This window comes from Marinomonas epiphytica, assembly GCF_054780655.1.
On sequence record NZ_BAAGVX010000033.1, the window covers coordinates 107,196 to 131,169 of the forward strand.

General features: G+C 44.6%; 20 protein-coding genes. 8 read left to right on the plus strand and 12 right to left on the minus strand.

The annotated features are described in order from the left end of the window. The first annotated feature begins 80 nt into the window (after positions 1–80). Positions 81–842 carry an alpha/beta fold hydrolase gene (locus ACYVGZ_RS10775; protein WP_460755173.1) on the plus strand — a complete coding sequence of 254 codons (762 nt, stop codon included), beginning with the start codon at positions 81–83 and terminating at the stop codon, positions 840–842. Between the two features lie 23 nt (positions 843–865). Here the strand turns inward: ACYVGZ_RS10775 and ACYVGZ_RS10780 are convergent, their stop codons facing one another. From ACYVGZ_RS10780 to ACYVGZ_RS10790, 3 genes are read right to left on the minus strand one after another with little or no spacing between them, the layout of a single operon-like run. Continuing rightward, positions 866–1,738 (minus strand): hypothetical protein, encoded by an 873-nt coding sequence (locus ACYVGZ_RS10780; protein ID WP_460755175.1) that lies wholly within the window; start codon positions 1,736–1,738, stop codon positions 866–868. A 50-nt stretch (positions 1,739–1,788) separates the two neighbouring features. After that, positions 1,789–3,801 carry a TonB-dependent receptor plug domain-containing protein gene (locus ACYVGZ_RS10785; protein ID WP_460755178.1) on the minus strand — a complete coding sequence of 671 codons (2,013 nt, stop codon included), beginning with the start codon at positions 3,799–3,801 and terminating at the stop codon, positions 1,789–1,791. A gap of 4 nt (positions 3,802–3,805) precedes the next feature. Next, positions 3,806–4,672: a prephenate dehydratase gene (locus ACYVGZ_RS10790; protein ID WP_460755181.1), complete on the minus strand. Its 867-nt coding sequence runs from the start codon at positions 4,670–4,672 to the stop codon at positions 3,806–3,808. Positions 4,673–4,778: 106 nt separating this feature from the next. On the opposite strand from ACYVGZ_RS10790, the gene yidD reads away from it, so the two are divergent. Then, positions 4,779–5,030 carry a membrane protein insertion efficiency factor YidD gene (gene yidD, locus ACYVGZ_RS10795; protein ID WP_460755184.1) on the plus strand — a complete coding sequence of 84 codons (252 nt, stop codon included), beginning with the start codon at positions 4,779–4,781 and terminating at the stop codon, positions 5,028–5,030. A 33-nt stretch (positions 5,031–5,063) separates the two neighbouring features. Here yidD and ACYVGZ_RS10800 read toward each other — a convergent pair whose 3' ends face one another. The 4 genes from ACYVGZ_RS10800 to ACYVGZ_RS10815 all read right to left on the minus strand — a co-directional run bounded on the left by ACYVGZ_RS10800 (position 5,064) and on the right by ACYVGZ_RS10815 (position 9,023). Beyond that, positions 5,064–5,711 (minus strand): LuxR C-terminal-related transcriptional regulator, encoded by a 648-nt coding sequence (locus tag ACYVGZ_RS10800; RefSeq protein WP_460755187.1) that lies wholly within the window; start codon positions 5,709–5,711, stop codon positions 5,064–5,066. Positions 5,712–5,737: 26 nt separating this feature from the next. Next, positions 5,738–7,696 carry an acetate--CoA ligase gene (gene acs / locus ACYVGZ_RS10805; protein ID WP_460755190.1) on the minus strand — a complete coding sequence of 653 codons (1,959 nt, stop codon included), beginning with the start codon at positions 7,694–7,696 and terminating at the stop codon, positions 5,738–5,740. Between the two features lie 122 nt (positions 7,697–7,818). Next, on the minus strand, positions 7,819–8,508 hold the full coding sequence (locus tag ACYVGZ_RS10810) for an SPOR domain-containing protein (RefSeq protein WP_460755193.1): 690 nt from the start codon (positions 8,506–8,508) through the stop codon (positions 7,819–7,821). Positions 8,509–8,591: 83 nt separating this feature from the next. Then, entirely contained in the window at positions 8,592–9,023 is a 432-nt protein-coding gene (locus ACYVGZ_RS10815; protein ID WP_460755195.1) for a YqaA family protein, read from the minus strand. A gap of 217 nt (positions 9,024–9,240) precedes the next feature. Here ACYVGZ_RS10815 and ACYVGZ_RS10820 point away from each other — a divergent pair, with 217 nt between their 5' ends. From ACYVGZ_RS10820 to ACYVGZ_RS10840, 5 genes are read left to right on the plus strand one after another with little or no spacing between them, the layout of a single operon-like run. Next, the gene (locus tag ACYVGZ_RS10820) at positions 9,241–12,354 is read left to right on the plus strand and encodes a glycoside hydrolase family 15 protein (RefSeq protein ID WP_460755198.1); all 3,114 of its coding nucleotides are present in this window, start codon (positions 9,241–9,243) and stop codon (positions 12,352–12,354) included. Between the two features lie 27 nt (positions 12,355–12,381). Further along, complete coding sequence (gene glgB / locus ACYVGZ_RS10825) at positions 12,382–14,568, plus strand: 1,4-alpha-glucan branching protein GlgB (protein ID WP_460755201.1); 2,187 nt, start codon at positions 12,382–12,384, stop codon at positions 14,566–14,568. A gap of 24 nt (positions 14,569–14,592) precedes the next feature. Beyond that, on the plus strand, positions 14,593–16,614 hold the full coding sequence (glgX, locus tag ACYVGZ_RS10830; RefSeq protein WP_460755204.1) for a glycogen debranching protein GlgX: 2,022 nt from the start codon (positions 14,593–14,595) through the stop codon (positions 16,612–16,614). A gap of 12 nt (positions 16,615–16,626) precedes the next feature. After that, positions 16,627–17,592, plus strand: coding sequence for a serine/threonine protein kinase (locus tag ACYVGZ_RS10835; protein WP_460755207.1), 966 nt, complete (start codon positions 16,627–16,629; stop codon positions 17,590–17,592). Continuing rightward, the gene (locus ACYVGZ_RS10840) at positions 17,589–19,550 is read left to right on the plus strand and encodes a RecQ family ATP-dependent DNA helicase (RefSeq protein ID WP_460755210.1); all 1,962 of its coding nucleotides are present in this window, start codon (positions 17,589–17,591) and stop codon (positions 19,548–19,550) included. The genes ACYVGZ_RS10835 and ACYVGZ_RS10840 overlap by 4 nt, the downstream gene beginning before the upstream one ends. Positions 19,551–19,552: 2 nt before the next feature. Here ACYVGZ_RS10840 and ACYVGZ_RS10845 read toward each other — a convergent pair whose 3' ends face one another. The 5 genes from ACYVGZ_RS10845 to ACYVGZ_RS10865 all read right to left on the minus strand — a co-directional run bounded on the left by ACYVGZ_RS10845 (position 19,553) and on the right by ACYVGZ_RS10865 (position 22,336). Continuing rightward, positions 19,553–19,918, minus strand: coding sequence for a VOC family protein (locus ACYVGZ_RS10845; protein WP_460755212.1), 366 nt, complete (start codon positions 19,916–19,918; stop codon positions 19,553–19,555). 63 nt (positions 19,919–19,981) lie between these two features. Further along, positions 19,982–20,248 carry a GIY-YIG nuclease family protein gene (locus ACYVGZ_RS10850; protein WP_460755215.1) on the minus strand — a complete coding sequence of 89 codons (267 nt, stop codon included), beginning with the start codon at positions 20,246–20,248 and terminating at the stop codon, positions 19,982–19,984. A gap of 34 nt (positions 20,249–20,282) precedes the next feature. Further along, positions 20,283–21,488, minus strand: coding sequence for an MFS transporter (locus tag ACYVGZ_RS10855; protein ID WP_460755218.1), 1,206 nt, complete (start codon positions 21,486–21,488; stop codon positions 20,283–20,285). A gap of 39 nt (positions 21,489–21,527) precedes the next feature. Next, positions 21,528–22,133, minus strand: coding sequence for a LysE family translocator (locus ACYVGZ_RS10860; protein WP_460755221.1), 606 nt, complete (start codon positions 22,131–22,133; stop codon positions 21,528–21,530). Beyond that, positions 22,133–22,336, minus strand: coding sequence for a DUF1127 domain-containing protein (locus ACYVGZ_RS10865; RefSeq protein WP_460755223.1), 204 nt, complete (start codon positions 22,334–22,336; stop codon positions 22,133–22,135). The genes ACYVGZ_RS10860 and ACYVGZ_RS10865 overlap by 1 nt, the downstream gene beginning before the upstream one ends. Positions 22,337–22,542: 206 nt before the next feature. Between ACYVGZ_RS10865 and ACYVGZ_RS10870 the strand changes: the two genes are divergently transcribed. After that, positions 22,543–23,967 (plus strand): aminotransferase-like domain-containing protein, encoded by a 1,425-nt coding sequence (locus ACYVGZ_RS10870; RefSeq protein ID WP_460755226.1) that lies wholly within the window; start codon positions 22,543–22,545, stop codon positions 23,965–23,967. Positions 23,968–23,974: the final 7 nt, after the last annotated feature.

Sequence of the window (23,974 nt, forward strand, 5' to 3'; positions counted from 1 at the left end):
TTGGACTTCTCTTAATCTTGACTGCGGATTAACGCTCGTCTTGTTACAATTAGGGCTCAACGCCAGTTCATAAGGTATATATGATACACGCAAAGCAATATGGTTCCCTAGAACCGCAATTAATTGTAATTCACGGATTATTTGGTAATGCGAATAATTGGCATTCCATCGCGCAAAAGCTCGCGGAGCAATTTACTGTCCACTGTATAGACCTTCCGAATCATGGTCGCTCCGCAGCCATGGAAGACGCTGACTATCCTAAAATGGCCCAATCGGTATTAAATTGGAGCGCACAACAAGGTATTAAGGAGTTTTACTTACTCGGCCACTCTATGGGCGGCAAAGTCTCCATGCAAATGGCCTATTTAGCCCCTGAACGCATAAAAAAACTGATTGTGGCGGACATCGCCCCCGTTGATTACCCTGCCAGCCATACGAGTATTTTTGCTGGCCTAAAAGCCTTGGAAGACACTCAGCTGACGTCACGTAAACAAGCAGACGATGTGTTAAGCCAATACGTAGACATTAAAGGTGTAAGGCAGTTTTTGCTCACCAATTTAGAAAGGTCTGAACAGGGTCTACAGTTGACTATGTCGAGAGCCAATATCGCCGACAGCTACCAAACCATACTGAAGCGACCTCCTATCGATGGCATTATTGATACCCCAACCCTGTTTATAAAGGGCGAACTCTCAGACTACATCATCGCTGACTACCAAACTGCTATTAATGCCATTTTCAAAAAAGTCAGTTTTAAGATGATTCCTGATACAGGCCACTGGCTACATGCAGAGAAGCCATTACCCTTTACCAGCTTAGTAAAACGCTTTCTGCAGTCATAAAAAGTAGGATAACAAGCCTAAACTTACTCAAAGCAGCTGTCTTCTGAACACAGGCCAAAGTTATCTTTTATGTAATTTTGAGTGGGTAGCACAATGCCATAAGCTTTAATCAGATAAGGGTTAAAGTTGACTCGCATTGGCGATGGGTAAGCAGGACTCGCTAAGCTTTTCTCGGCGAGCCAGCGATCAGTCATTTGTGCTAATAGACTTAATTTAGAGTCCATATTCGTATAAATCGAAAACAAAGCGCCAGCTTTCACAAAAGGCAGTGAAGGTCCTACCATTAAATGGCGCTTATTAAATAGTAGCCTCAACACATCTTGTGCTACGCCACCTTGGTACAACTTGGTATCGATAAATGACAGTAGTAGTTTAGAATTTTCTGTCGCCTGATTCACTGCTTTAAGCACCGCCACACGTCCAGTACCACTTCGCATAAACTGAAACTGTAAGCCAAATTCACTGGCCTGCTTTTCCATGACCTCAGGGTCAATGGCAAGGCCGTCACTATATAACAGTGTAATTGGCCTTTGGTCTAGCCAGATCTGCTTCAATAGAGGTAAATACTGTTTAAAAGGAGCACCTGAGAAAACCGCTGAGCTGAGCCACAGACACTCAGACTGAATAGCCTGATACTCATACTCCCCTACCAAAAAACCAATCACCGCGGCTCTAGGTTGCAACCGGCACAAAGTATGAAGACTTTCCTGCCCTAATGTAATAATGAGATCATCAGAATTGACCCGATGAAGGTTTGAAAACATTAGGGATTGGCGTACAGAGGTGACTTTTTCGCGCAGTGTCAATCGCTTTGATATCTCTAATGCCAAGACACGGGCAGAACTTTCTTCTGTGTCATGCACCAGATATATCTCAGCCCTTACCAATAAAGGCATGAGAAAACATAAAATGCAAAAAATCCTTTTCACTGCTCTCTTCAATCCACTTAGAAGGTTATATTTGCAAAGACATATCCATAGCTGTCGTCTGTTAGTGTGTTGCGAGCAGATAGTAAGGGGTTATTATCCAAACGTTTCTCTATGCCACCACCTAATTGAGCTTTATAAAGCCCAGACAAAGGCAGTTTATACGACAACCAAGAATTCACTAACTCATAGTCTCTTCCTGATAACTCTTTTGCATAAAGATAATAGCCCTGCACTGACCAGTTGTCATTGATAGGTACACTACTTAACAAAGAAACAATAATCGGTGTGGTGTATTCTTGAATAGAGCGGTTATCTGAGTCTGTTCTTTGGTAGGCATAGCTAAAACGCGTCAGGGCTCCAGACCTAGATCGCCAATCCAGCTCAAGCTCTGCCCCTCGAATACGAATATCTTCAGTTTCTCCTTCGGTAACTGCGTGATCTGCTAAGCTCAGATCAGTAGGCACGACAAATTGTTTGCGGCTTACCATAAGACCCTCTACATCATCATGGTAGAGTCGTAAATCCATAGACGCACCTGCCCTAGGCCAGCGTTTGTAATAGCCCACCTCGTATGAGGTAATCCGTTCCTCTTGCTCCCCATTGACTGCATGAGTGGTCACCGAAGTAGAGCCATCTTCAAGCACATAATGCCATTTGAAGTTTTGATCCACTATATCAGGGGTTCGTACCGCTTTAGAGACATTAAAGCGCAAGGAATCGTGCTCGCTGGCTTTAAAAGTCACACCGAATTTAGGGGAGAAAAAAGTATCCGTCATTTTACTGTCTTCTACCATCGCCCCTGTGTTGATCACCCACTTGGGCGATAGTCGGTACTCTACATTACTAGACAGGTGCGACACAGAGTCTTGCGCCTCCCCAGATAAATAGGTTTCTGATTGGGCTTTATCGACTCGATAACCTGTGCTGGTAATGACTCGTAACTGATCTGTTGCTGACCAGATACTTTGCATTGAGAAGTCACTGCGCTCTTCCAATATATCGACTGTGTAAGCAGAGTGTATATCTACAGCAGACACTTCCCCGAACACGCCACGATAAAATAAAGGCGTCAAATTGACAGCATGGCGCTCATCGGAGTCGGAACGGTCATAATAATATTGCACTTTTAGCTCATGATCCGCAGAAACCTTTTTACTGTAACTTAGCTTAATATGCTCACGGTCAACGATCTCAACAGGCTTATTGGTATCATAGTTTCCACTACCGTAATCTTGCGGGTCTTTGTCACTTTCTAAATGGCTAGCACCAAGATCTAGATTAAACAAACTGTCCGACGTTTCCCGCAATACATAGAGATTCCCCATACGGTTGCGGTAGCCATCATGTCGTTCTTCAAAATCTTGGTTAACATCGTAACCATCGATTTTGCCACGAGATGCAGAAGCCCGATAACTCCATTTTCCATTTAGGCCGCTATATTGGCCATAAACTCGTGAATCTCCATTAGCAGCAGAGTAAGCCGTTAGCTGCCCTCCCAAGGACTCCAGTGGGGACTTGGTAATAATATTAATGACCGCGAAAAAGGAGTTAATGCCATAACTGGCGGCATTTGGCCCTCTGTTAACTTCCACTCGAGCCACATCTTCAATACTGATTGGCAAGGCAGCCCATTGCACCCTCGCCAACCCTGCACTGTACACAGAACGACCGTTTATCAAGACCTGAATGCGTCGGTACTGATCTACTTGAGTACCATGATAAGACACGATTTTAGTACTTGAACTGTGATACGGAGCCACGGTGAAACCAGGCACAAACTGCATTAGGTCTTCCACATAACGCATATTTGAACGCTGTATAAACTCGCCATCTAAGACGGATAAACTGGAGGATACATCCGACCTGGGTTGTGGTAGCTGAGAAGGCGTAACGACCATATCCATATCCAATGACAAGCCACTTGCTTCCAACTCCAACAGTGAAGGTGTATCGAATAGTGGAATGTTATCTTGTGCAAAAGCCCCCATACTTAATAAGGAGCAAGACAAGCTTATGAACTTCTTATACATAGGGTTATTTTACTCTGTGATCGTTAGCAATATAGGTACCCAGAATCCGTACATCTTCCGAGAAAAAACCTAACTCCTCTAACGCAGCTTGCATTTTAGGGGATTGAAAATGGGCTTCAACGTCAACATAGAACTGGCTTGCAGTAAAGTTGCCATCTAGCATGTAACTTTCCAGCTTCAACATGTTAATTCCCTGGGTAGCGAAGCCTCCCATGGCTTTGTAAAGTGCCGATGGAATATTACGAACGCGAAACATAAAAGAAGTAATGTAAGTTTGATTCTTTTCATAAACTGGCATTTTTTGCTGCTTAGAGAAAACTAAGAAGCGAGTGGTATTGCCCTGATGGTCATTAAAATTACTTTGTAAAATCTCTAACCCATAAAGTTGAGCAGCGAGTTCAGATGAAATAACCCCTAAGCCCTCTTCACCTTGTTCGGCTAAAAGCTTGGCTGCACCAGCCGTGTCATACATGGCAACGTTTTTTGCTCCCAACGCTTTTATATTAGCATCACATTGGGCCAAGGCTTGGGGATGGCTGCCAACCCGTGTAATCTGCTCAATAGAAACACCACTGTGAGCCATTAAACAATGATTAACAGGCTCAAAGTGCTCTTTTACTACGTATAGAGGTGTACGCTTTAATTCTCGGTAAATTTCTTCAACTCGTCCGGCTGTTGAGTTTTCTACCGGAATCATGGCGTAAACCGCCTCTCCTTTCTCAACCATTTGCAGAGCCTCTACAAACGTGGCACAGTTGACGCTCTTAAGATTGGGAAAGCTATGTTTACAAGCGAGATGAGAGTATGCTCCGGGCTCACCTTGATAAGCGACCAAGTGAGAAGCTTCTAAATTTAAATGGGTATCTGGCATAATATTTACATCTAAATAGGAATTTCCTTACGATATCAAATTCCTTTTTATTTATACATTTTATATTCGCCTTTTATTAAACACAATTCCTACCACTGCAAGCAATATGATCAAAGCGTGTGTTATTAAACTTGTAAAAGCCTACCAGTTTCTGATCAGCCCCTTGCTTGGAAACAACTGCCGCTTCTACCCAACTTGCTCATCTTACATGATTCAAGCCATAGAGCGATTTGGCATTTTAAAAGGCACCTACTTAGGGCTAAAGCGTCTATCAAAGTGTCATCCGTGGCATGAAGGAGGAGTCGATCCAGTACCGAGTTGTGGTTGTAAGAAAGACTGTACTGAGACGCCAGACTGACATCAGGCTCCCACTACATGAGACATAAACAGATTAAACTTGGGATATTTGCAGTTTTAAATCACTGGCGATCAAAACTGCTTGAGTACGATTATTGATTTCTAATTTACGGAAAATAGCGGTCACATGAGCCTTTACTGTCGCTTCTGAAATCTCCAACTGATAAGCAATTTGCTTATTCAACAAGCCTTCATGCATGTAACACAAAACCTTGAATTGCTGAGGGGTAAGCTCAGAGACCCTTTTTTGCATTGACAGGTCGGCTTCAGCCTGTCGATTAACTTGCTCGGAAAGAGCCTCAGGTAACCAAATATCACCTGCTAGAATGGCATGAATGGCCGCCCCATAAGTAGCGGGTTCACTGGTTTTGGGAATAAAACCTAATGCCCCCGCTTGAATGACTCGCGCCACCAGCTGCACATCGTCACTACCAGAAATTACCGCTACAGGCACATCAGGGTAATGACCACGAATGTGAATCAGGCCGTATAGATCACCACTGCCTGGCATGTTTAAATCCAACAGCAATAGATCTAGGTCGGACTGCTGCTCTAAACATTCAATTGTCGAATCTAAATCCGACGTTTGCAGGATATTTAGACCGTCAATTTCGGTACCAAGCGCACCAACCAGTGCGCTGCGAAACAAAGGGTGATCATCTGCTACAACCAATGAAATCACGAGTCTTCCTTAATCAGACATATTGGTCATACATTTAATCGATTCTCGATCAAATCGTCAACCACACTTGGGTCTGATAAGGTACTGGTATCCCCTAAAGAGTCATGCTCATTGGCGGCAATTTTGCGCAAAATTCGACGCATAATTTTACCTGAACGGGTTTTTGGCAAACCTCTATTGGCCCACTGAATGAGGTCAGGGGTGGCAATCGGACCGATTTCTTGACGCACAAACTGCTTTAATTCTTTCGTAAGATCGTCACTTGCTTCAACACCAGAAATGGTACTGACATACACATAAATGCCTTGACCTTTAATATCATGGGGGTAACCCACAATGGCCGCTTCTGCTATTGCAGGGTGAGCAACAAGGGCACTTTCAATTTCTGCAGTCCCCAAACGATGCCCAGAAACGTTTAGAACATCGTCCATTCGGCCTGTGATCCAATAATCTCCGTCAGCATCACGAAGAGCACCATCACCGGTAAAGTACATACCTTCAAAAGTGCTAAAGTAAGTTTGTTCAAAGCGCTCATGATCGCCGTATACCGTACGAGCTTGTCCAGGCCAAGAGTCCGTAATGACTAGACCGCCCTCAACTTGCTCCCCTTGTGCTGTCTGTATTTCCCCTTGCGCATTGACTAAAGCAGGTTGAATGCCAAACAAAGGGCCAGTACAAGCACCAGGTTTAGGGGCTGTATTAACAACACGCGGCGACATCATTAAACCGCCAGTCTCTGTTTGCCACCAAGTATCAACAATCGGGCAACGACCTTTACCAAGGCTGCTGTGATACCATGACCAAGCTTCTGGGTTAATTGGCTCTCCGACACTCCCCAACACTCGAAGAGACTCGCGGTCACTGTCTCCAGTTGCTTCATCACTTTTTGACATTAGGGCACGAATCGCAGTCGGCGCCGTGTATAAAATAGACACCTGATGTTTATCGACAATACGGCCAATGCGGCCATAGTTAGGATAGGTTGGCACCCCTTCAAACAATACGCTGGTAGCACCATTAGCGAGTGGTCCATAAACCATGTAGCTGTGTCCAGTAATCCAGCCCACATCCGCTGCACACCAATAGATATCATCATCTTTAAGGTCAAACACCAACTCGTGGGTCAGAGCTGCATACACCAAATAACCACCTGTGCTGTGTACAACACCTTTGGGTTTACCAGTGGAACCAGACGTGTACAAAATAAACAATGGATCTTCTGCTTGCATGGGCTCAGCTGGGCAAACTGTGCTTTGCTCACTGACCAACACCGACCAGTCAAGGTCACGTCCTTCTACCCAATTAACCTCTTTTTGCGTGTATCGATAAACCAAAACTGCCTCAACAGAAGGGCAAGCGTTGTTTTCTAAGGCTTTATCAACATTGTTTTTCAAAGGCACTTTATTACCGGCTCTGCGACCTTCGTCCGCCGTGATGACCAGTTTAACATCACAATTGTTTAGTCGGTCGGCGATGGCGTTAGCAGAAAAACCACCAAAAATAACCGTATGGATAGCACCAATTCGAGCACAGGCCAACATACTGTAGACGGCCTGAGGAATCATCGGCATATAAATCGCGACTCTATCACCCTTTTGAACACCCTGCTGTTTTAGAGCATTCGCTAAGCGGCCGACTTCATCGTGCAACATTTGATAGCTGATAGATTGGCTTGGTTGACCTTCTTCATCTTCTTCAAAGTAATAAGCAATTTTGTCGGCATTGTTTTCAAGATGACGGTCAATACAGTTATGGGCCACATTTAGCACCCCATCCTCGAACCATCGAATGTCTATATTGCCAGGGGCGAAAGAAGTATTTTTTACTTTGTTGTAAGGCACAAACCAATCGAGACGTTGCCCTTCTTTGGCCCAGAAACCTTCAGGGTCTTGTACTGACTCTTGATAACGACTGGCAAAGTCAGACTGACTCACATTTGCCTGATTCGCGATATTTTCTAATGAGGATTTATCGATTAGTTCCATGTCTTGCTCCATTGTTAAACTTGTTATTTGGATGCGTAATACAGACTACTATAATGGCACCGCGCTTTTAGACTATTCCACTTTAGTCGTACAAGCGCGGTTTAGGGTATCTAACAGAAGAGCTAAAAGCTTGAAATCAGCTCACCATCGTAACGGGTGACCAAACAGTCTTTTTGCTGTTGTTTGAGCATATTACAAAAGTCCACACTGTAAGCTTTACTGATAAAAGGGCCGACTTTAAGTTGGTGCATAACCCAACCATTCACCTCTTTGGTGTTCACTCGCGGTGCGAGGTCGACGTAATCACTTGGCGCTTCTTGACTGATCACACGCCATCCTCTTACGGCTTCTGCACGACTGCGATAGGAAGCGAGTTGTACACCGTAACCCGATGGCTCAGAAGGTTTTGTCGTTGATATTGAAGCAGCGGCTGGCTTAGCGATTGGTTCGGCTTGAGCCACTTTTGCTGTCGCAACTGGCTCGCTGACAACAGGAGCACTCGCCACAGGAGTGCTAGCAACTGGGGTAATCACAGGCACAGTTTCAACGGGTGTAATCACTGTTTCGTTAGCAGGCGCCGGATACGAACTGGTACTGCTAGAACTGTTTGGCTGCCCTTGCATTTGCGCCAGTTGTGCTTCTAGCTCATCAAGACGCTCCAACTTTGGCTGAATACTCTGCCATTTTTGGTCATGCTCTTGCACCATGTCTTGAAGCTTTTCATAAGTCATAAAAGTATTTGAACCATCTGTTGAACAAGCCACTAACAATGCAGAAGCAGACAACATAGACACCAGTCTTAACATACTCATCAATTATTCCTTAGCTTATTTAAGCAAGCAATTTAAAGAAGGTTCGACCCTTAAGCCCTATTTATAAAGATCGGACACTTTCTCTATCCATTCATAATTTGGTTTTGCGCATACAAAACTGCCGCATACCTGATAAGTTTGCCAATAAATACTATCGGCAAAAATAAGGTTAATGGCATTTTCAACACTCCTGATACTAAGGCAATTCCATCCCCAACAACAGGCAACCAACAAAAAAAGACACTCCACCAGCCATATTTAGAAAACCAGCTGGTGGCTCTTATATAAGTTTTCTCATTAACCCAACGCCAGCGCCGCTGGCTAAATTGATATGCATAGCGCCCTATGTACCAATTGAGCATAGACCCTAGAGTATTTCCCACACTTGCAACCAATAATAAGGTCACCACAGCGTATTCCCCTTGATCTGCATAATATAGCAACACCACCTCTGAGCCTAAGGGGAACAATGTGGCCGAAATAAACGCCGTCACAAAAAGGATAATTAAAGCCATCCATAACGCCTTCTGTCTGTCATAAAGCCACTCTAAAATCTCAATTTAAACAAATGATACAAGAACAGACACAAGCAATGACAAAAAAGGCACGATACTTGAAAGCAATATCGCGATAAGTGCTATATCATTGATTAGTCTCAATCTTTGGCTATAGTAGCTTAAACAATTTAACGCTACGCCAAAACTTACTATGTTAATTGTCCAAGGACCCAACATGTCGTTTGATACACAAGAAAAGCTCGACACTCTTTACAAACACATTCAGGCCGTTATTTTATCAAGACAACACCCAGTGACTGGCTTATTCCCTGCCAGTACCAGCATTAATAACCATGGTAACTACACGGATGCTTGGGTTCGAGACAATGTATACAGCATTCAAGCAGTATGGGCCTTGTACCTTGCCTACAAACGCGCAAATAATCCTGACAAACGAAGCCATGAATTAGAATACGCGTGCGTAAAAATGATGCGTGGTCTGCTGTTTGCCATGATGCGACAATCTCATAAAGTCGAAAAATTCAAATACAGCTTAGACCCTAAAGATGCCCTACACGCCAAGTACGACACAAAAACTGGCCTTGAAGCGGTAGCGGACGATGCTTGGGGACACCTCCAAATTGATGCCACCAGCTTTTATCTGCTCATGCTAGGCCAAATGACCAAAGCTGGCACCTCTATTGTTTTCTCTAGAGAAGAGTTTAACTTCATTCAGAATCTCATTTATTACATTGCCCGCACCTATCGGACCCCAGACTATGGTATTTGGGAGCGTGGCAACAAGGTCAATAATGGTAAGGCCGAAATTAATGCTAGTTCAGTAGGTATGGCAAAAGCCGCCATGGAAGCCTTAGACGGCTTAAACTTGTTTGGCGAAGATGGCCCTGAATGGGCCGTCATTCACTCTTTCCCTGACGCTGTTGCAAGAGCCGGCTCTGTATTAGAATCATTGCTTCCCAAAGAGTCTCAATCAAAAGAAGTGGATGCTGCTGTTCTTAGCATCATCAGTTTTCCAGCCTTTGCTGTGAACAACGAAAAACTCACCAACAAAACACGTAAAGAAATCATTTCAAAATTAGGTGGCCGTTATGGTTGCAAACGTTTTTTATTAGATGGGCACCAATCTGTCTTAGAGGACCAAAGTCGAATTTACTATGAATACGATGAGCTCATTAATTTTGAACACATTGAGTCTGAGTGGCCTTTATTTTTCACTTACCTCTATATTGATCGGCTGTTTGCCAGAGACTGGGAGAGTGCTAACTACTACCGCCATAAACTTGACACTCTAATGGTAGAAAAAGACGGCCAAAAATTATTGCCTGAACTCTACTACGTTCCACAAGAGAGTATTTTAGCTGAAAAAGAAAAGCCAGGTTCTCAAGACCGTGTCGCCAATGACAACTTACCTTTAGTGTGGGCTCAAAGCCTCTATTTGGTTGGCACTATGCTAGACGATGAGTTAATTCGAACAGATGATCTTGACCCTCTCGGCCTGCATCGTAATCAACACAAAGCCCATAAGGTAACCACTTCAATGGTTATTCTTGCCCAAAACACTCAGGTGAAAGACAGACTGCAAGCGGCGGGTTGTTTATGCCAGACATTGGATGAAATAGCGCCCATTAAAGCCATTAGTGCTGAGCAGTTGGTCAAAACCTACCAGCATTTAGGCGCTTCACAGCCACTGTCTCTGACCGGACGACCAGATCGAGCGCTAAACAGTTTGGCAACATCACAGGCTTTTTGCATCAATGAACAAAACTACTTATGCCTGTCTTGGATCCAGAATGAAGACAAAGACTACCGTAAAATAGACCCTATTTTATTTAAGTCTCATATTGAAAATGAATTAACGGCCATTGCTGAAGGTTGGTATTACCGAGCTAACGCTGTATTCACACTGCTCATCGACGAAGCCATTAGCACGATGCAAGGCAGTGATGAGCTATTTGAGTTCATTCGCCAACTGCAAAACCGCGAACTCGATGAGTATCGCGTCATTCCTCAGTCGGCAAAAAATTCATTTAAGTCTGGTAACCGCCGGACCATGAAAATAGAACCAAGATGGCAAAATGAACTTGGCATTCACCCAGCTCATCACGACTACAGTTGGCCACTTGGCAAGGATTACAAAGGTCTAAACCAAAATACCGAAGCGCAAGACACAGAGCAACTACTGGCTCATTTGCTTGAGCAACCTAGCTCGCAAGAAGCCCTAGATATACTGTTAGAGCTGGCCAATCGAAAAGCCTTATTGCAAACCGTACCCGGCTCTATTCCTGCCGTAACGGCTCAAAAAGTTTTAAACTCTGTTTATATACAAGCACTGCTAAAAGAAGAATGGCGCTCAGCAAGGTTGTTGTTTTCGCAAATTATTAAACCGTCTACGGACCTAGCTACCTATATTGCTGACATCACCGTGCGCCAGAGACAATTAGTCATAGGCGAAACACCTGAGACAGAAGTCACAATAAACTCCCCCATTCACCAAGATGACATTTTAGCCATGTTGCTAAAAACCTCATCGAGCTCTTTATCCTTGGTCATTGCTCATGAAGTCATTGCTGTAGTGGGAACGCTAATCAAACTTCACCCTGAGTCCTTCAATGGCATTCGCACCATTCGTGTTCACAACTTAGCTTGCTTGTGCGCTCGAAAGCTAGAGGAAAACAATCAAGCTTCAGTATTTGAAACCTTAGCGAACATATCACCAAGCCAACTCTATGATACTTTGAAGGAAGAATTTAACAGTAAGAACGAAGAGTTCCACTATGTTGCTAATCATGTGCGATATCACCACAGTTTAGATAAAGAAAACAGCCAACTTAATGATATAGATTGGTTTGAGTGGCGCTCAAAACAAGGCTTACTAACCAAACTGCCTAACTCTATGCTGCAACAGCTCTGGGAATGCCTCAGTCAAGCAGACACCATTGTGTTCGGTGATTTGCAAAGTAACACCACATTAGATTGTAAATTTGCCGCCAGCTCCATGACTCCAGGCGAAGATACTTTTGCGATACTAATTGAGTCTCTCACCGCAAACATTTACCCTAACTGGTATAAGAGTTTGATTTTTGAAGCGTTATACGCCTTTATCCAGTATTGTCAGCGTCATAAGGAATGTCATTTTTCAAATGAAGTGATTCTGCCCATACTTGTGTCACAAGCGGCTCAAGATCATGCTAAACATTATAATCTAACTCACCCAAATGAGGCCTCTTCAGAGGCCGCACTCGATGAGTTAGCACAGTTAACGCCAACTAAAGCAAATCAATATTTAAGCGTGGCCGTCGGCAAGTTACATCAATCTAATACTAATTAAATCGGTTACGTAAAGCTGGAGAAGTGAATGGATATACTTGAAACACAACTTGTAAAAGACATACTGAACACATGTTGCTCTGACCCATTCGGTTGCCTTGGCCTTCAATCATCTCCAAGCGGCTTAAGCTTAACTGTGTGGCAGCCAGATGCTGAACAAATAGAAGTCATTGCTATCGATACAGAGGATTCCTATGGCATCATGCAAATGAGCCAACAAGCAGGCTTGTTTTTATTGACTTGGCCAGATAAAACAGAGCCATTCCCTTACCGCCTAAGAATCACCTACGAAAATACTCGTGTGGATATTCTTGATCCTTACCAATTTACCGAAGCAACCTTTACCGACCCAGAACATCATCAGGCCTCCTTATACAAAAGCCAAGGAGCAATTGCAACGCAAGCCCCTCTTTCAAACTCTATAACAATTGATGGCACTCGTTTTGCGGTCTATGCGCCTGCAGCACGCTCTGTTTCTGTGGTAGGAGACTTTAATGGTTGGGATGGTCGTATCCACCCTATGTCTAGCAATGGTGATGGTATTTGGCGCCTGTTCCTTCCAGACGTTAAACATGGTGCTCGCTATAAATTCGAAATTCGTGCTAATAATGGAGAGTTACTTCCCCACCGCACTGACCCTTATGCGCAACAAATAGAGCAGTACCCGTCATTTGCGAGCGTTACCTGCTTTAACAACAAACACGATTGGCAGGACAGCCATTGGGTAAACCGTCCAATTGCAGGTATATATGAAGCTCCCATGAGCATTTACGAGCTGCATCTTGGCTCCTGGCGTCGAAAAGAAGGCAACCACCCTCTTAGCTATTTAGAACTCATCGACGAACTTGTTCCCTACGTAAAAGACATGGGCTACACCCATGTGGAGCTCCTTCCAATCACTGAGTTCCCATTTGATGGTTCCTGGGGGTACCAACCAGTAGGACTCTATGCAGTGACCTCACGTTATGGCTCTCCAGAAGAGTTTAAAGCGCTTGTGGATGCCCTGCACCAAGCCAATATTGGGGTCATTATGGATTGGGTCCCTGCGCATTTCCCAGCAGATAGCCATGGCCTTGCCAATTTTGATGGAACAAAACAATACGAATACCCGGACCCTAAAAAAGGCTGGCACCCAGAATGGAACTCCTTAATCTATGATTTCGGCAAAGAACATGTGGTGAACTACTTAATCAGTAATGCCGTTTATTGGCTCGAAGAGTTCCACATTGATGGCCTGCGAGTCGATGCTGTGGCGTCCATGCTGTATCTTGATTACTCACGTGAAGAAGGCGAATGGATTCCCAATCAGGATGGTGGCAATCACAATTATGAAGCCATAGCCTTCTTGCGGCGTTTAAATGAAACCGTGTATTTAAACCACCCCCGCTGCTTCACTGTTGCTGAAGAATCAACGGCATTTCCAGGTGTGTCCAAACCCACTTATATGGATGGCCTCGGCTTTGGCTTTAAGTGGAACATGGGCTGGATGAATGACTCATTAGAGTACATGCAAAAAGACCCTATTCACCGTCAATACCACCAAGGCGAGTTGAGTTTTAGCATGGTGTATGCCTTTGACGAGCAATTTGTCTTACCTATTTCCCATGATGAAGTTGTGCATGGCAAACACTCAATGCTGGATAAAATGCCTGGCGATAGCTGGCAAAAATTTGCGAATTTAAGGGCTTTTACCAGTTATATGTACTTTCACCCTGGGAAAAAACTCAACTTTATGGGCAGCGAATTTGCACAAGGCCAAGAGTGGAGCCACGAACGTTCCCTTGATTGGCACCTACTGGATACTGATTTCCACCTAGGCCAGCAACAGCTTTGTAAAGGCTTAAACCATCTGTACCGTGAGGAAGCCTCGCTGCATCTTGACCACTCGCCAAAGGGCTTTGAGTGGATCAGCCATGATGACAGCACAAATAGTATTTTAGCCTTTGTTCGTAAAGCAAAAAAATCCGATCAACATACCCTTGCGGTGTTGAATTTCACCCCAGTTCCTCATAGTCAGTACCGTATTGGCGTCCCTCAAGCAGGACGTTACCAAGTCATTTTCAACTCAGATGACAACCAATACATGGGCAGTGGGTTTGTTAAGAACACTCTGTACGAGACAGCAAACATCAGCAGCCATGGTCGTGAGCAAAGTATCGAATTAGAAGTTCCGCCACTGGCAGGTATATTGCTCAAATGGCTAGGAAATTCATAAATCCAACTAAGGTAGGCAATAAGCATGAGCGCAACTTGCAGTAATGGGCACCCGTTTCCACTAGGAGCCAGTATCACCCAACACGGGGTAAATTTTGCAGTTCGCTCTTTTGATGCGCAACAACTTTGGTTGTGCCTGTTTAACGAAGATGGCCAAGAAATTTGCCAGTATCCCTTTATGGCCAAAACTCACGACACTTGGCATATGGAAGTAGCAGGCCTGTCTGAAGGCCAAGCATATGGACTGCGGGCGCAAGGCCCTTTTGACCCATCTGCGCAATTTCTCTTCAACCCGCAAAAATTACTGATTGACCCTTATGCTTTAGCCTTATCAGAAAAGCTAGTTTGGCACCCAAATCAGTCGGCGATAGCACAAGACAATAGCGCCTGCCCGATTGACTCAGCCCCTTGGGTACCTAAATCCATCGTGGCATCAGCCGACACATCTGCTAGCCGCCCCGCACGAGTGAAGGTAAAAGACACCCAACGCTGTATTTATGAATTACATGTTAAAGGGTTTAGCAAGCAACTGGACATTGACCCCAAGTTGCAAGGTACTTATTTAGGGGTTATCAGCGAAGCGGGGATAACCCATTTACAACAGTTGGGCGTCACCACCATACAGCTCATGCCCTGCTTTAGCTTCGCCAATGAAAAACACCTACAAGAACTGAAACTCAGTAATTACTGGGGCTACAACCCTATTAGTTTTTTTGCCGTTGAAGAAAGCTATGCGCTCCAAAACCCTATTGAAGAATTTAAGCGCATGGTCGATGGGCTGCGCCTTGGTGGCTTTGAAGTCATTTTAGACGTGGTCTACAACCACACGGCAGAAAGTGAAGCCAACCAAGCCAGCGTGTGTTTTCGTGGTTTGGACAACCGGCACTATTATCGCCATCAAGACGGGCAATATCTCAACTACACAGGCTGTGGCAACTGCATCGACACCTTTCAGCCCAATAGCATTCGCCTAATTTGTGACAGTATGCGCTATTGGATGGAAGTCATGGGCGTAGACGGTTTTCGTTTCGATCTAGGTGTCGATCTTGGCCGCATGCAGCACGACTTTTCTGGGCAAGCTCCCCTATTACAGGCGATACGCCAAGACCCACTATTGAGCCAAGCCTGTTTGGTCATGGAGCCTTGGGACATTGGTCCAGGGGGATACCAAGTTGGTCAGTTTCCCAACGGGTTCTTAGAATGTAACGATAAATACCGTGACACCATCAGACGTTTTTGGCGCGGTGATCAGCACTCTATTGCCGACTTCGCAACTCGAATCATGGGCTCCAGAGATGTCTTTCATAAAGGCCATAGAGACCCTCTACAATCTGTTAACTATATCACCTACCACGACGGTTATACGCTCCACGATCTGGTTTCCTACCACGACCGCCATAACCTAGCCAATATGGAAGGAAACCGTGATGGCCATACAGAAAACATTAGCCAAAACTTTGGGGTTGAGGGTGAAACAGAGCAGCAAGACATTCTTGAGAAACGCCTCAATCAGCAGTTATGTTTTATCGCAACGCTACTGCTCAGCCAGGGCACACCACACCTGTTAGGCGGAGACGAGCTCAGTCACAGCCAACAAGGAAACAACAATGCCTACTGTCAGGACAATAAGTTAACCTGGTTAGATTGGCAAACCAGCCCAAGCCGAACTCAACTCGAAAACGCAACGGCACAGCTACTAGCAATACGCAAACGCTACCCTATACTGGCTAACATACATTTACCAGACGACGACCTTTACCAACACCTAACTGCAGATCAGATTACCTGGCTCAATGAGCAAGGTGGGGAAATGCAAGCTGATCACTGGCATGAAGCCGCACGAGGCTACCTTGCCATCTTATTAACACCCGCCCACCAGCAAGAAACGCTTTGGTTGGTGTTCTATCGCGATGACACGCCTATGCAAGTACCTTTGCCGAGCTCACCAGCCTCCCTAGAGGTGCTATTTAGCACTGCTGGAATGCAACTTGAAAAGCAACACCTTGTTTGTCATTATCGCGGCGTTTTAATTGCCCGCTACCGTTAACCGGAGACTCTTTTGTCACACCCTTTTTCTGTTCTTGTACCCGACGTTATTCTTGATGCTGTTGAATCTACTGGTTTATGGAGTGACTCTCGCATTTATCCACTCAACAGTTATGAGAACCGTGTTTACCAAGTCGGTATTGAAGACGCTGCCCCCATCATCGCTAAGTTTTATCGCCCTCAACGCTGGCAAACTTCACAAATTCTAGAGGAGCACCAAGCCCTACTTACTTTGCAAGGCAAAGGCGTTTCAGTTGCGGCTCCACTGTTGTTAAATGGTCAAACTCTGCATTCTTTTAAGGGCATCGAGTTTGCTTTGTTTGAACGCATTAGCGGACCTTATCCGGAAGCTGACAACCTGGATCACCTGTTTCAAACTGGAGAATTGATTGGCCAATTACATCAGGCTCTGGGTGACAAGCCCTTCGTTCATAGAAACAGTGCCACCCCTATTAAACACATTGAAAACGCAGCGCAAAGCATTTTAGGTGGACCGTTTTTGCCTAACAAGCTAAAAGCCGATTACCGCCATAAGATACAAGCCCTTAAAGATCTATGCCAAGCCAGCGTACAAGGCTATTGGCCAAAACAACTGCGGCCTATTCACGGCGACTGTCACCGTAGCAATATCATTATGAGGGATGAACAGGCTTACTTAGTCGATTTTGACGACTGCCAAAACGGTTTAGCGGTTCAAGATTTATGGCTTCACCTAACCCAATCCAATAACCCAGCTTTACAACTTAGTGAGCTCATTGAAGGGTATGAAAGTTATCAGAGTTTTGATCGTGGCGAATTAGGATTAATCGATGTCTTTAAATGCACACGCATTATCCAATACCGAGCTTGGTTACAACAGCGCTGGCAAGACCCCGCTTTTCCTAAAGCGTTTCCTTGGTTTGCCAGTGAAGACGCCTGGATAACGCACTTAAATGAGCTTGAACAGTGCCGCCAAGATTGGGGGCAATTTCATTTATGAGCCAGCTAGAACAAGCATTAACACGCCATTTCGGTTTTTCCGAATTCAGAGAGGGCCAGCGCCAAGCCATAGAAAATTTACTTCAAGGGCACTCTACTCTAGCCGTGTTTCCGACAGGTTCAGGAAAGTCCTTATGCTATCAGTTTACGGCTACTCAACTCCCTCATTTAACCTTGGTTGTATCACCCTTAATTGCCTTAATGCACGACCAACTGGCGTTTTTGGACGCAAAGAAGATTCCTGCCGCCAGCCTCGACTCCACACAAAGCAAAGAAGACAGCCTCAAAATCATGCAAGAGGTGAGAAACGGTCAAATAAAAATTCTCATGGTCTCTGTGGAAAGATTTAGTAACGAAAACTTTCGTCGCTTTCTTGCAAGCCTGGCCATTTCTATGTTGGTGGTTGATGAAGCACACTGCTTATCAGAATGGGGGCATAATTTTAGACCGGATTATCTTAAGCTGCCCAAACTACAAAGAGAGTTTCGTATTCCTACCGTTTTACTCTTAACCGCGACAGCCACTCGTCGGGTGCAAAAAGACATGGCGCAAAAATTTGCCATTTGCCCTGAACATATTGTTCAAACGGGCTTTTATCGCCCCAATCTGACTATTGAGCTCAAAGCCGCTCCTAATGATCTAAAGCACACGCTACTAATGAATGCCCTAAAGGAAGAACAAGGCGCCAGCATAGTGTATGTCACCTTACAAAAAACAGCGGATCAACTCGCTCAACAACTTCAAATACTGGGGCTGCAAGCGTCTGCTTACCACGCCGGCTTAGACAGTGAAACACGCAGTCACATTCAACAGAGTTTCATGTCTAATAAGTTGAACGTGATTGTGGCCACCATTGCCTTTGGTATGGGCATAGACAAAGCCAATATTAGGCAAGTGATACACTATGATTTACCCAAGTCCATCGAGAACTATAGCCAGGAAATTGGCCGCGCAGGGCGAGATAATCAAGCTAGTCGGTGCTTACTGCTCGCCAACTTAGACAACCTCTACACACTTGAAAACTTTGTTTATGCTGACACACCAGAAGCCCACAACATAGAGCAACTTTTGACACACATTCAAACCAGTTGTCAGCACAGCCAATACAACACTGAATGGCACACACAGCTTTTTGCCTTATCGCAACTTACCAATATCCGTTCGCTGGTGTTAAAGACGCTCTTAGTACAACTTGAGCTACAGAATATTCTTCAGCCCAAATACAGTTACTATGAGCAAGTTCGACTAAAATGGCTGCTCGCCAAACCAGACGTTCAAAGTCTTGACCCTAGTTGGCACAATGATTACCAGGCTATTTTGGACTGTATTCGCTACAAAAAAATATGGGGGACGCCGGATTTCGATTACTTAGAAGAAAAACATGCTATTGGCCGTGGCAGAGCACTCGCAATATTAGAACACCTAAATGAAACCCAGCATATCAGCTTAGAAACCAAGGTACTCACCGAGGTTTATCAGGTCAACCTAGCTGGTCTGAAAGAGCCTAATTTACTCCATAACTTAACCGCGTATGTAAAGGAAAAAGAAGCCTCAGAAATTGCTCGCATTCATACTATGCTACGATTTTTTAAGCTTGATCGCTGTTTAAGTCATAATTTAGCTCGTTATTTTGGTGATCAACAAGCCCCTGAGCAATGTGGTCATTGCTCGGTGTGCCGAGGTTCAGTGTTAAGCTTCCCCCCGTCTAACGTGGACACAACTTGCCAACCGACCGAGCAACTTCAACAAGACATGCAATCTTTTATGGCTCTGGTTGCCAATCAAGCATTGTCACTGCCGATCACAGAAACCTTAATAACACGTTTTCTCATGGGCTTTAGCCAGCCGATTTTCACACCATTGAAGGCTCGTAAACTCGCCGCCTATGGTAAATATGAACATGAATCCTACCTAGCATTACGCCAAACTGTCAGCCAGTTATTGGTCGATAAGATCTAACATTAACTATAATGTCGTATTTCAATAAGGTTGTTATCACAGTCATTTAGCAGTAAAAACTCATACTCTACATCCTGCTCTTGAGAAGCTGATGGCCCTTCTAACAGGGGTATCTCACAAGTCTTCATATGTTGCACAAACAATTCTAATGGCTCTGTTGTGGTTAAACAAAAATGGCCTGCCCCTTCCATAGCATGATGCCGAATTTCACTGCCTAACGTTTGAAATTGAATATGCACACCCGCCAATTGAATCCCCTTGTTGGATTCTCGTTCTGACGGACTAAGCTTGAATAATTTTTGATAAAAAGTGACTGAGTGCTCAGGACTCGCAACAGTGAGCACCAGATGATGAAATCCATGTATCATAGCGACTCTCAAAAAACAAAATATTAAGGCACCATGCTAGAAGCCTATGCCTAAAAATTCAAGTTAAGGAGGTATTTCAAATAGATCCGCTAAAGTAAGCTGACCGGTAATCAAAGCCAACTTTTGGCGTTTTGGTAAACGCTTAATACGATACTCTAACTGCATCGCTTCACGCTTCGACGCTACTTCACATTGCCACATTAATTCTAACGGCGCCTTTCCTCTAAGGTAGCGAGCACTTTTACTGGCCCCACTTTGGTGTTCCTGAAAGCGCCGATCAACGTCTGTAGTCACGCCTGTATAAAGCGTATTTAATCGTGTTTTAATCATGTACAAGTGCCAAGGAGCGCTTTCGTTCACTAATTTAGCCCTCTTGAGCACGGTTCGAACTGAGTGTTTTCCACTGGCATAAAAGACACAGCAGGATCAACCCACCAGCCAGAACATTACTCCATTGCCAACCTATGCTAGACATTAATAAAGCCGGTGTCATGGCACCTAGCATGGCCACAAAAGCAATCCCTGTGTCTCCTATACCTTGCCAACGTTTGGCTTGAGCATGACCTTCTAACAACACTGAAATAAGCGCACTGCCTCCCACGTAAGTGAAATTCCATGCTAGCCCTAAACAAATCAAGGACACCACCATAGCGGCATAACTATTAAATAGGTTATTGATCAGAGCCGTCACCATAAAAAATACAAAACCTGCCGTAATCACTTTCTGATGGCCAAAAGAAGTCAGTAAACGCCCCAATATAAAAGAAGGCGCAAACATAGCGACCACATGCCATTGAATGGCCAAGGATGAATGGTCAAAGTGCACGTGGCTATGGTGCATTTGCAATGAAGACTGAATCATAATGAGGTTCATCACACCAAAGCTAAAAGCCGCTGTCATAACGGCAAACAACAAACCTTTTGGCATACTAGACAGCCTATCGGCCTGCTGTTTTTGCTTCCCATTGTCACTATGCTTAGCAACTTGATCCTTCGGAAGGCAAAAAATTAACACTAGGTTCACTAGCGCTAACACAGACAAGGCACCGTAGCTTAGGGAGAACAAAGCAAAGCCATCCACCTCACGAAGCATACTCGCAATGCTAGGACCTAACACAGCAGCGACCAAGCCCCCTGCGACCACCAAAGACACCGCTTTCGATTTAGCAGCGCCTGATAACCGATCAACTGCAGCAAAACGGTAGTAATTGGCACAAGCGGTAAAAGCCCCTAGCAGTACATGGGCCAGCATTAATAACATAAAAGAGTGGTTAACCACGGCCCAATAACCGACTAAGCCTGCTAGCAGCAGTGAGCAAGCCCCTAGAACAAACCCTAAGTTTCGTCCTTTACGTGTCATCACAATGGAGACTGGGTAAGTCACCAGCAACATGGCTAAAAACTGTAACCCATAGGGTAAGGTCGCTAAGCTTTGCGAGGGAGCAATAAGGCTTCCTACTGTTGCAGCAACAGACACTGAAATGACCGCTGCGGTTAAATTAATTGCCTGACAAAAAAAGTAACCGTAAATATAAAGTGGTAATGTGGTTTTCTGCTGTTGTGCGCTCATGTAACCCCTTTTGATTCTTCGATGACGCTCTGGTCGCAATTAGTCCGCAACAATCATAGCTAATGTGGCGGCCGTTGCGAGCCCCATTATGACATTGAACCTTCTTTGTCTCACTTCATTAGTGAGTAAGCGTTTGATCCCCATTCCTAAACAAGCCCAAACTGAGATGACAGGAAAGTTTACTAACGAGAAGACCAACACAATCGCTAGACCAGATTGCCAGTAAAGATCACCGGACACACTAAAAGCACTAACAGAGCTAATGGCCATCATCCAAGCTTTTGGGTTAACGTACTGAAATAGCAAAGCTTGCACTAAGGTCATGGGCCTGGACTGGGCAGAGTCAGAAGCAATTTCGCCCACGGGGGAGCTGGCAATCTTCCATGCAAGCCAAAGTAAATAGCCTCCACCAAGCCATTGCAATAGAGTATACAAACTGGGCATCCAACTGAATAAAGCCCCCAAGCCCAATAACACTAGACTAATCAAGCTGGCTGTACCGATTGTAATACCGAACATATGAGGCAAGGTTCGATAAAAACCAAAACGTGCGCCAGATGCTAACAGCATAACGTTGTTAGGCCCGGGGGTACCAGACATGACTAAAGCGAACAAGGCTATTGCCAACAGGCTCGACCATACCATTACAGCCTCCTATTAGCAGCCCGAAAGGCGGCTATTTGTTTCAGCACTTTTGTCCATTTAGCTTTGTTTGCTTCAACCGCTTGTTGCTCTTTGCTTAAGCCAACATCCTTTAGGTGCTGAGCACTTAAACGCGCCAACTGGCGACGAGTTCGACAATCAACAAAACAGTTCTGTATGTGAGCTAATAACGCAATAATCATCATAACCACCCTCCTAACATTGAGATCAACCGGAATACCTACTAGGTTATGAAACTCCTCAAAAACAATACAGATATAAAATCGTAGAAAAATACACCATACAGAAAGCTAAAACTTACCCTGTATGCCCAATTAATCGCCTATCTGTATGGTAAATTTCAATACAGAAATAGACTATTATATAGAAAATCGTTTTTTTGGAGATCTGTATGCCTCTTTACAAAGACTTAGCTGAACGCCTTGAAGATCACATTAAACACGGCTTTTATCAGGGTGAAGGCAAACTCCCCTCAGTACGCCAACTTGCTCAGGAGCACGGAGTCAGTTTATCCACGGTACAAGAGGCTTATCGATTACTCGAAACACAAGCTTTGGTCGAAGCAGTTCCCAAGTCTGGCTATTTTATTAAACAAAACAACACACCCGTCACTAAGCTGCCCAACATTTCGCGCCCGCCACAAAGGCCATTAGAGGTCTCTCAGTGGGAAGAAGTTTTGTCGCTATTAATGAACCAAGGACAAGACACCGAAATTCAGCTACAACATGCTGTTCCTTATATGGAGGGCCCGAGTTTATCTCCACTACTAAAAAGCTTGGCCGATATTATTAAGATGAAACCTAAATCTGGTATGGCCTACAGTGACATACGTGGGGTACCAGAATTAAGACAAGAGCTGTGCCGTATTGCGGTAGCGTCTGGTTGTCACTTTCACCCTGACGATTTGGTAGTTACATCAGGTTGCCAAGAAGCACTCTCTGTTTGCTTACGAGCCGTTACCGAACCGGGTGATATCATTGCGGTAGAATCTCCTGGCTTTTATGGCTCGATGCAAGCAATAAAAGCCGCCAATTTAAAAGCTATGGAAATCCCGACCCATGCGGATCGAGGCTTGAGTTTAGAGGCTCTTGAACTGGCCTTAGACCAATGGCCCATCAAAGCGATATTTGTTACCCCAACGTGTAATAACCCGATGGGATACACTATGCCCGAGGAGAAAAAAGAGCGCCTTTATCGAATTGCACAAAGTTATGACATTGCCATTATTGAAGACGATATTTATGGAGACATCTCCTACCAATTCCCCAGACCCCGTAGCATTAAGTCCTACGATCAAGACGGCCGAGTTTTATTGTGTTCGTCTTTTTCAAAAAGTGTTTCACCTGGCATGAGGGTCGGCTGGATTGCACCTGGTAGATACCGAGATCAGGTCACCCATATTAAATACGTTAGCAGCTCCATGTGCCAAGTCTTCCCACAATTAGCCCTGGCCAAGTTTATTCGCCAAGGCCAATACGCTAAACACATACGTAAAGTGCGATTAAGCTATGAAAAACAAAGAAATCAGCTCCTAAAAGCCATAAAAGATTATTTACCAGAACATGTTCGGGTGAGCTACCCGCAGGGCAGTTTCGTTCTTTGGGTCGAGTTGAGTGAAGACATTGAAAGTCTTGAACTTGAAAAGCGCTGTCGTCAGCAGGAGGTTAGCTTTGCACCAGGATCTTTGTTTTCCGCAACCGGGAAATACCGACACTGTTTCCGATTGTGCTTTAGTGATTCAGACACAGAAAAAACGCGTCGGGGAGTAAAGGTAATTGGTGAGCAATATAAGGCTATGTTAGCTCAAATAGCGTAATCTAAAG

Bases quoted from the DNA above. Each gene is read 5' to 3' on its own strand.
- ACYVGZ_RS10820 (WP_460755198.1), top strand. From the start codon at position 9,241: ATGTCGTTTGATACACAAGAAAAGCTCGACACTCTTTACAAACACATT.
- yidD (WP_460755184.1), top strand. From the start codon at position 4,779: ATGATCAAAGCGTGTGTTATTAAACTTGTAAAAGCCTACCAGTTTCTG.
- ACYVGZ_RS10855 (WP_460755218.1), bottom strand. From the start codon at position 21,488: ATGAGCGCACAACAGCAGAAAACCACATTACCACTTTATATTTACGGT.
- ACYVGZ_RS10810 (WP_460755193.1), bottom strand. From the start codon at position 8,508: ATGAGTATGTTAAGACTGGTGTCTATGTTGTCTGCTTCTGCATTGTTA.
- glgX (WP_460755204.1), top strand. From the start codon at position 14,593: ATGAGCGCAACTTGCAGTAATGGGCACCCGTTTCCACTAGGAGCCAGT.
- ACYVGZ_RS10850 (WP_460755215.1), bottom strand. From the start codon at position 20,248: ATGATTAAAACACGATTAAATACGCTTTATACAGGCGTGACTACAGAC.
- ACYVGZ_RS10775 (WP_460755173.1), top strand. From the start codon at position 81: ATGATACACGCAAAGCAATATGGTTCCCTAGAACCGCAATTAATTGTA.
- acs (WP_460755190.1), bottom strand. From the start codon at position 7,696: ATGGAACTAATCGATAAATCCTCATTAGAAAATATCGCGAATCAGGCA.
- ACYVGZ_RS10790 (WP_460755181.1), bottom strand. From the start codon at position 4,672: ATGCCAGATACCCATTTAAATTTAGAAGCTTCTCACTTGGTCGCTTAT.
- ACYVGZ_RS10785 (WP_460755178.1), bottom strand. From the start codon at position 3,801: ATGTATAAGAAGTTCATAAGCTTGTCTTGCTCCTTATTAAGTATGGGG.
- ACYVGZ_RS10845 (WP_460755212.1), bottom strand. From the start codon at position 19,918: ATGATACATGGATTTCATCATCTGGTGCTCACTGTTGCGAGTCCTGAG.
- glgB (WP_460755201.1), top strand. From the start codon at position 12,382: ATGGATATACTTGAAACACAACTTGTAAAAGACATACTGAACACATGT.
- ACYVGZ_RS10780 (WP_460755175.1), bottom strand. From the start codon at position 1,738: ATGCCTTTATTGGTAAGGGCTGAGATATATCTGGTGCATGACACAGAA.
- ACYVGZ_RS10870 (WP_460755226.1), top strand. From the start codon at position 22,543: ATGCCTCTTTACAAAGACTTAGCTGAACGCCTTGAAGATCACATTAAA.
- ACYVGZ_RS10815 (WP_460755195.1), bottom strand. From the start codon at position 9,023: ATGGCTTTAATTATCCTTTTTGTGACGGCGTTTATTTCGGCCACATTG.
- ACYVGZ_RS10840 (WP_460755210.1), top strand. From the start codon at position 17,589: ATGAGCCAGCTAGAACAAGCATTAACACGCCATTTCGGTTTTTCCGAA.
- ACYVGZ_RS10860 (WP_460755221.1), bottom strand. From the start codon at position 22,133: ATGGTATGGTCGAGCCTGTTGGCAATAGCCTTGTTCGCTTTAGTCATG.
- ACYVGZ_RS10865 (WP_460755223.1), bottom strand. From the start codon at position 22,336: ATGATGATTATTGCGTTATTAGCTCACATACAGAACTGTTTTGTTGAT.